This is a genomic window from Pseudomonas sp. RW10S2 (assembly GCF_014268985.1).
Taxonomy (GTDB): domain Bacteria; phylum Pseudomonadota; class Gammaproteobacteria; order Pseudomonadales; family Pseudomonadaceae; genus Aquipseudomonas; species Aquipseudomonas wayambapalatensis.
Genome location: NZ_JABWRO010000173.1, coordinates 1 through 8432, shown reverse-complemented (window position 1 = coordinate 8432; position 8432 = coordinate 1). Strand labels below are relative to the sequence as shown.

At 65.7% G+C, this 8432-nt stretch carries 5 protein-coding genes; 2 read left to right on the top strand and 3 right to left on the bottom strand.

The genetic code is table 11. From position 1 onward, the window contains the following. Window positions 1-27: 27 nt before the first annotated feature. The 3 genes from ngg to mnmC form a co-directional block, all read right to left on the bottom strand. Window positions 28-1770: an N-acetylglutaminylglutamine synthetase gene (gene ngg, locus HU729_RS24185; RefSeq protein ID WP_186711773.1), complete on the bottom strand. Its 1743-nt coding sequence runs from the start codon at window positions 1768-1770 to the stop codon at window positions 28-30. A 3-nt stretch (window positions 1771-1773) separates the two neighbouring features. Beyond that, on the bottom strand, window positions 1774-3561 hold the full coding sequence (locus HU729_RS24180) for an N-acetylglutaminylglutamine amidotransferase (protein ID WP_186667011.1): 1788 nt from the start codon (window positions 3559-3561) through the stop codon (window positions 1774-1776). Between the two features lie 123 nt (window positions 3562-3684). Continuing rightward, a complete protein-coding gene (mnmC, locus tag HU729_RS24175; RefSeq protein ID WP_186711772.1) occupies window positions 3685-5670 on the bottom strand; it encodes a bifunctional tRNA (5-methylaminomethyl-2-thiouridine)(34)-methyltransferase MnmD/FAD-dependent 5-carboxymethylaminomethyl-2-thiouridine(34) oxidoreductase MnmC in 1986 nt (661 codons plus the stop codon). 132 nt (window positions 5671-5802) lie between these two features. Here mnmC and pap point away from each other — a divergent pair, with 132 nt between their 5' ends. After that, on the top strand, window positions 5803-7296 hold the full coding sequence (pap, locus tag HU729_RS24170) for a polyphosphate:AMP phosphotransferase (RefSeq protein ID WP_186666661.1): 1494 nt from the start codon (window positions 5803-5805) through the stop codon (window positions 7294-7296). Between the two features lie 135 nt (window positions 7297-7431). Continuing rightward, window positions 7432-8394, top strand: a complete 963-nt coding sequence (locus HU729_RS24165) for a DMT family transporter (RefSeq protein ID WP_186711771.1) — start codon at window positions 7432-7434, stop codon at window positions 8392-8394. The last annotated feature ends 38 nt before the right edge of the window (window positions 8395-8432 follow it).

Genomic DNA, 8432 nt, shown 5'->3' with positions numbered 1-8432 from the left:
CTGGCCCGCGAAAAGGCCAGCAGCGATTCAGGCCAGGGCCTGGCTATGCGGGAACAGCAGATCCACGAACCGCTCCGCAGTCGGCTGCGGTTCATGGTTGGCCAGCCCGGCCCGTTCGTTGGCTTCGATGATCACGTAGTCTGGCTGCTGCGCATCGCGCACCATCAGGTCCAGGCCCACCACCGGAATCTCCAGCGCCCGCGCAGCCCTCACCGCCGCATCGGCGAGCACCGGGTGCAACTGTTCGGTGACATCTTCCAGGGTGCCGCCCGTGTGCAGGTTTGCCGTGCGCCGCACCGCCAGGCGCTGGCCTGCGGGTAATACGTCTTCAAAGCCCAGCCCGCAGGCGCGCAGGGTGCGCTCGGTTTCCTCATCCATCGGGATGCGGCTTTCACCCCCGGTTGCGGCCTGGCGACGGCGGCTCTGGGCTTCGATCAGCGCCTTTATGGTGTGCTTGCCGTCGCCGATCACCTCGGCCGGATGGCGAATGGCGGCGGCCACCACCTCGAAGCCGATCACAAGGATGCGCAGGTCGAAACCGGCGTGGAAGCTCTCGAGCAGCACGCGGCTGTCGAAACGCCGGGCGTGCTCCACAGCCTGGCTGATCTCGTCGTATTCGGTGAGGTTGACCGCGACACCCTGGCCCTGCTCGCCATCCACCGGCTTGACCACCACGGCGCCATGCTCTTCGAGAAAGGCCAGGTTGTCGTCGGCGTTGCCCGCCAACTGCTGGGCAGGCACTTGCAGCCCGGCATCGTGCAGCACCTTGCGGGTCAGGCGCTTGTCCTGGCACAGGGTCATGGTCACGGCGCTGGTCAAGTCACTCAGTGATTCGCGACAGCGAATCCTGCGCCCGCCCAGGCTCAGGGTGAACAGCCCGGCGCTGGCGTCGTCCACCTGGACTTCGATACCACGGCGCAGGGCTTCGTTGACGATGATCCGCGCGTAGGGATTGAGCCCGGCTTCAGGGCCAGGGCCGAGGAACAGTTCCTGGTTGATGCCATTCCTGCGCTTGACGGCGAAGGTGGGCAGGTTGCGAAAGCCCAGCTTCTGGTAAAGCCGCTTGGCCTGGCGGTTGTCGTGCATCACCGACAGGTCGAGGTAAGCCAGGCCGCGGCTCATGAAGTGCTCCACCAGATGGCGCACCAGCACTTCGCCGACACCCGGACGGCTGCACTGCGGGGAGACGGCCAGGCACCACAGGCTGCTGCCGTGCTCGGGGTCGTCGAAAGCCTTGCTGTGGTTCAGCCCCATGACGCTGCCGATCACCGCGCCGGTGTCTTCGTCCTCGGCCATCCAGTACACCGGGCCACCCAGGTGGCGCGGGGTGAGCAGCTCGGGATTGACCGGCATCATGCCGCGCGCCTGGTACAGCGTGTTGATTGCTTGCCAGTCGCCTTCGGCCTGCGCGCGGCGGATGCGAAACCCGCGGAATACGCGCTGCGCCGGGCGGTAGTCGGTGAACCACAGGCGCAGGGTGTCGGAGGGGTCGAGAAACAGCTGTTGCGGCGCCTGGGCCAGCAACTGCTGGGGGGCCGCCACGTACAGGGCGATGTCACGTTCGCCGGGCTGTTCGTCGAGCATGGCCTCGGCAAGTTGTGCAGGGTCAGGGTAGGTGTGGCCGATCAGCAACCGCCCCCAGCCGCAGTGCACCGCACGCGGTTGGTCGTGCGGGTCGCTGCCGTCGCCCGCCAGGCGGGCCTGCAGGCGTTCGTAGGAGGGCGCCTGGCCGCGCAGCAGGCGCTGGCCATAGGCACTATGGGCTTTCATCGGTCAGATTCCTTGTTCGCTGAGCCACAGGTTCAGGGCCGCCAATTGCCACAGCTTGGAACCGCGCAGCGGGGTCAGTTGGCCATGCGGGTTGCTCAGCAGGCGGTCGAGCATCGCCGGGTTGAACAGGCCGCGGTCCTGGCTCGGGTCGGTCAGCAGTTCGCGTACCCAGCCAAGGGTCGCGCCCTCCAGGTGCTTGAGGCCGGGTACGGGGAAGTAGCCCTTCTTGCGGTCGATGACTTCATGGGGAATGACCCGTCGCGCCGCCTGCTTGAGCACCTGCTTGCCACCGTCGGGCAGCTTGAAGCGCGCCGGGATACGCGCAGAAAGTTCGACCAGGCGATAGTCGAGGAACGGCGTACGTGCCTCCAGCCCCCAGGCCATGGTCATGTTGTCGACACGCTTGACCGGGTCGTCGACCAGCATCACCGTGCTGTCCAGGCGCAGGGCCTTGTCCACCGCATGGGTTGCACCGGGGCGAGCGAAGTGCTCGCGGACGAAATCGCCAGCGGCATCGTTGTCCAGCAACCAGGGGGCCTGCACGGTGTCGCGGTATTCGTCGTGGCTACGGTCGAAGAACGCCTTGCGATAGGCGCCGAAGGCATCCTCGGCGCCATCGACCTGCGGATACCAGTGGTAACCGGCGAACAATTCGTCGGCGCCCTGGCCGCTCTGCACGCCCTTGCAGTGCTTGGCGACTTCACGCGAGAGCAGATAGAAGGCGATGCAGTCGTGGCTGACCATCGGCTCGCTCATGGCGCGGAAGGCGGCCGGCAATTGCTCGATGATCTCGTGTTCGGCGATGCGCAGCTGGTGGTGGCGGGTGCCGTAGTGCTTGGCGATCAGGTCCGAGTACTGGAACTCGTCGCCACGTTCGCCGCCGGCATCCTCAAAACCGATGGAGAACGTCGACAGGTCGTCCACACCGACCTCGCGCAGCAGGCCGACCAGCAGACTGGAGTCGACACCGCCTGACAGCAGCACGCCGACATCCACAGCCGCGCGCTGGCGGATCGCCACGGCATCGCGGGTGGCATCGAGCACGCGGGTGGTCCAGCCTTCGAGATCGAGGTCCTGCTCGTCCGGGTGCGGGCCGTAATGCAGCTGCCACCAGGTCTGGCGCTCGACTTCACCGTGGCGGTCGATGCGCATCCAGGTGCCGGGCTCGAGCTTCTGCACGTTGGCCAGCATCGTGCGCGGGGCGGGCACCACGGCGTGGAAGTTGAGGTAGTGGTTGAGCGCCACCGGATCGATCATCGGGTCGATGTCGCCGCCCTTGAGCAGCGCCGGCAGGGTCGAGGCGAAGCGCAGGCGCTCGCCGTTGCGCGACAGGTACAGCGGCTTGACGCCGAGGCGGTCGCGGGCCAGGAACAGGCGCTGGTTGTCGCGTTCCCAGATGGCCAGGGCAAACATGCCGTTGAGCTTGGGCAGCAGCGCGGCGCCCCAGGCGTGGTAGCCCTTGAGCAGCACTTCGGTGTCGCCGTCGGACCAGAACCTGTAACCCAGGTCCTGCAGTTCCTGGCGCAGCTCCGGGAAGTTGTAGATGGCGCCGTTGAAGGCCAGGGACAGGCCGAGGGTGTTATCGACCATCGGCTGCGCCGAGCCGTCGGACAGGTCCATGATCTTCAGGCGCCGATGGCCGAGGGCGATCGGCCCCTGGCTATGGAAGCCCCAGGCATCAGGGCCGCGTGGCGCCAGATGGTGGGTGATGCGCTCCACCGCGGCGAGATCCGCCGGGCGGGGGGCTTGGTCGATGGGGGTGAAACGTAACTCTCCTGCTAATCCGCACATAAGTCCTTACCGGTTTTGCCGTTGGGGAAAGAGTGCCCCCACATGGGGCACCTTAAGGAACTGACCCAGGGGATTTGCGGGAGTTTTAGATCAATCTGTTATATGGGACGGGTGGGTGCCGTTTCATTTGCCGCGAATCAGCTTGCGCAGCGTGAACCGGTTTGGATGACAGGCCTCGGCCACAGCCCGAGGCACCGGCAGTGGTTCGCCACTGGCCCAGGCAGCGATCAGCTCGCCGCTCAGAGGCGCAGTGATCAGGCCGCGTGAGCCATGGCCGCTGTTGACGTACAGGCCTTCCAGCCAGGGGCAGTCGATGGCCGGGACCTGTCGGGCATCCTTGGCCAGCATTGAATAGGTCGTGCTGAACGCAGCAGGGTCGGCCAGCGGCCCGACGATCGGCAGGTAATCCGGGCTGGTGCAACGGAACGCTGCACGCCCCTGCAGTTGCGCCGGATCCAGTGCGCTCGTATCGAGGCGCTGCGCCAGGTCGGCAGAAATCGCCTCCAGCAGCCCAAGATTGCTTGCGTGCTCGCCGGCAGTGGGGGCGAGGTCGAGGCTATGGAAGTCGAAACTGGCGCCGAGGGTATGCTCGCCGTCGCGCGCCGGGGCGACGTAGCCGTCGGCGCAGACCACGGTGCCTAGCGCCTGGCTGCGCTCGGTCAGTGGCAGGCGGGTGATCTGTCCGCGGATACGCTTGAGCGGCAGCTCGGCGCATGCCTCGAAGTTGCATATCTCAGCGGCGCCGGCCAGTACCACCAGCGGCGCACTGGCCAGTAATTGTTCGCCGTCCCAGGCCTGCCACAGACCGTCGATGCGGCGCAGCGCGATCACGTGATGATGGTTGAGCAGGCGAATGCGTGGGTGTTGCAGTTGCGCGTGGCACAGTGCGGGCGGGTGTACCCAGCCACCCTCGGGGTAGAACAGCCCACCGCTGGCCAGGGCGACCCCGGCGACCGCTTCGGCCTGCTCGCGATCCAGGCACTGCAGCAGGCTGCTGTCAAAGGCGCTGGCCAGCTTGGCCTGGCGCTCGGCTTCCTTGGTGTCGAAGGCCAGTTGCAGCACGCCGCAGTCGTCCCAGTCACGGCCACGCTGCAGGCGTTCTAGCCAACGGCGGGTGTAGCCGAACCCGGCGAGAATCATCTGCGACAAGGCAGTGCCATGCGCCGAGAGCTTGAGGTACAGCACGCCCTGGGGGTTGCCGGAAGCCTCTCGGGCCGGGGCGTCGTGGCGCTCCAGCACCTCGACCTGCCAACCGCGTGCGGCCAGGCTGGCGGCGCTGGCGCAACCGGCCAGCCCGGCGCCGATGACCAGTGCGCGACGGGGGCCGTTCACGGGGGCGGGGCGTGCATACCAGGGGGTGGGTTGCGGCGGTGTCGGCAGGTCTTCAGGCCAGCCGACGAATTCTCCCCCCATCACTTCCCACTTCTTGCCCAGCCCCGGCACTTTCTTGATCGCAAAACCGGCGGCCGCCAGGCCACGGCGTACCCAGCCGGTGGTGGTAAAGGTCCCCAGCGTGGTGCCGGGGCGTGACAGCCGCGCTAGTTGCGCGAACAGTTCCGGCGTCCACATGTCCGGGTTCTTCGCCGGGGCGAAACCGTCCAGAAACCAGGCGTCGATGGGCGCGTCGAGCTGAGGCAACTGTTCCAGCACGTCACCGACCAGCAGGGTGAGGGTGATCCGGCCCTGTTCGAAGCTGAATTGCTGGAAGCCCGGGTGCACTGCCACGTACTGCGCCAGCAAGGGTTCGCTGTAGGGCGCAAGCTCCGGCCACAGCGCTGCAGCGCGGGCCAGGTCGGCGCGGCTCAGCGGGTACTTCTCGACACTGACGAAGTGCAGCCGCGCCTCGGGGTGGGCTTTTTCTGCGAACAGTTGCCAGGCACAGAAGAAGTTCATGCCGGTACCAAAACCGGTCTCGCCGATCACCAGGCAGGCGTGTGGCGCAAGCTCGGCGAAGCGCCGGGCCAGGTGGTTGCGTTCGAGGAAGACGTATACCGTTTCGTGCACGCCCTCGTTCTTCGAGAAGTAGACGTCGTCGTATTGCCGCGAGTGAGGGCGGCCCTGGTCGTCCCAGTCGATCTGGGCGTGCTGGGGGAGTGGGGTATCAGGCATGGTCTGTTCGGCTGGCAGTGAGGCGGAGATTTTATGCCATCTGCGTCGCCGACGCTGTATCCGCCGTGGTGAAGAGGGCGCAAGACTGGCGTGCAATCCGCTACTCTTGCTTATCCATCGAAGGAGTGAGTCATGTTCGAATCTGCGGAGATCGGTCACAGCATCGACAAGGATACCTACGAGGCCGAGGTGCCGGCCCTGCGCGAGGCGTTGCTGGAGGCCCAGTTCGAGCTCAAGCAGCAGGCGCGCTTTCCGGTCATCGTGCTGATCAACGGCATTGAGGGCGCCGGCAAGGGCGAGACGGTGAAGCTGCTCAACGAGTGGATGGACCCGCGGATGATCGAAGTGCTGACCTTCGACCAGCAGACCGATGAGGAGCTGGCTCGTCCGCCGGCGTGGCGCTACTGGCGCGCCCTGCCGCCCAAGGGGCGCATGGGCGTGTTCTTCGGTAATTGGTACAGCCAGATGATTCAGGGGCGGGTGCATGGCCGCTTCAAGGATGCGGTGCTGGACCAGGCCATTACTGGCGCCGAGCGCCTTGAGCAGATGCTTTGTGACGAAGGCGCGCTGATCATCAAGTTCTGGTTCCATCTCTCCAAGAAGCAGATGAAGACCCGGCTTAAGGCCCTGCGCGACGACCCGTTGCACAGCTGGCGGATCAGCCCGCTGGACTGGCAGCAGTCGCAGACCTACGACCGCTTCGTGCGCTTTGGCGAGCGGGTGCTGCGCCGCACCAGCCGCGACTACGCGCCTTGGCATGTGATCGAAGGTGTCGATCCGTACTACCGGGCGCTGGCGGTGGGGCGCATTCTGCTTGAAAGTCTGCAGTCGGCGCTGGCCAACGCGCCGAAGGGCAAGCACCAGGGCAATGTCGCGCCATTTGGGCGCAGTATCGATCAGTTGAGCCTGCTCGGTGCCCTGGATCTCACCCAGCGCCTCGACAAGCACGACTACCAGAAGCAGCTGGTCGCCGAGCAGGCGCGCCTGGCCGGGCTGCTGCGGCACAAGCGCATGCGTGAGCATGCCCTCATCGCGGTGTTCGAAGGCAACGATGCTGCGGGCAAGGGCGGGGCGATTCGCCGCGTGGCTGCCGCGCTGGACCCACGCCAGTACCGCATCGTGCCGATCGCCGCACCCACCGAGGAGGAGCGCGCCCAGCCTTATTTGTGGCGCTTTTGGCGACATGTGCCGGCGCGCGGCAAGTTCACCATCTTCGACCGCTCCTGGTATGGCAGGGTACTGGTCGAGCGGGTCGAAGGGTTCTGCACCCCGGCCGACTGGATGCGCGCCTATGGCGAGATCAATGATTTCGAGGAGCAGTTGAGCAACGCGGGCATCGTGGTCGTGAAGTTCTGGCTGGCAATCGACCAAGAGACACAGTTGCAGCGTTTCGAGGAACGTGAAGAGATCCCGTTCAAGCGCTACAAGATTACCGAGGAAGACTGGCGCAACCGCGACAAGTGGGATGTGTACGCAGAGGCTGTGGGCGACATGGTCGATCGTACCAGCACCGAGATAGCCCCCTGGACACTGGTGGAGGCCAACGACAAGCGCTGGGCGCGGGTCAAGGTGCTGCGCACCATCAACGATGCACTGGAGGCGGCGTTCGCCAAGCACAAGAAGTAACGCCCCTCGCGCCGCGGGGCAGCCATGCCCCGCGGGAATGACCCGATGAATTCTTTTCCCGCCACTTTCTGCCAGCCCCACCTTTGCAGCCCTTAGACTTCAGTCACCCCACTCAGGGCATTGATCGAGGACGCTATGCACATTTCTTCCGGACGCTGGGTCCATGGGTTGTTCCTGGCACTGCTGACCGCGCTGTTGTGGGGCATTCTGCCGATCAAGCTCAAGCAGGTACTGCAGGTGATGGACCCGATCACGGTCACCTGGTATCGGCTGCTGGTCTCCGGCGGCCTGTTGTTCGCCTGGCTGGCCGCGAACCGGCGCCTGCCGCCGTTCCAGCGCCTGGGGCGCAAGGGCTTTGGCCTGGTAGCGGTGGCCGTGTGTGGGCTGATGGGCAATTATGTGCTGTACCTGGTCGGTCTCAAACTGCTCAGCCCGGGCACCGCGCAACTGGTGGTGCAACTGGGGCCGGTGCTGTTGCTGGTGGCCAGTGTGTTCGTGTTCAAGGAGCGTTTCAGCTTGGGCCAGGGTATCGGGTTGCTGGTGCTGCTGGCCGGTTTCGGGCTGTTCTTCAACCAGCGCCTGGACGAACTGCTGACATCACTTGGGGCCTACACCACCGGTGTACTGACGATCATCCTGGCCACCAGCATCTGGGTGTTCTATGCCCTGAGCCAGAAGCAACTGCTGTCGGTCTGGCACTCGCAGCAGGTGATGATGGTGATCTACCTGTGCTGTGCGGCGCTGCTGACGCCCTGGGTGCATCCGCTGGAGGCGCTGCAACTGACGGCTGTACAAGGCTGGTTGCTGCTGGCGTGCTGCCTGAACACCCTGGTCGCCTATGGCGCATTTGCCGAGGCCTTGGCGCATTGGGAAGCATCGCGGGTGAGTGCGACCTTGGCACTGACGCCACTGGTCACCTTTGTTGCGGTGGCACTGTCGGCCTGGGTGTGGCCTGAGTACGTGCATGCCGAACAGATCAATGCGCTGGGCTATGCCGGGGCGGTGACGGTGGTGGCAGGGTCGGCACTGGTGGCGCTGGGGCCTTCGCTGGTGGCGGGGTGGCGGGCGCGGCGGGCCAGGGTGGCAGAGGTTCGCTGATAATCGGCGGTGGCCTCTTCGCGGGCAAGCCCGCTCCT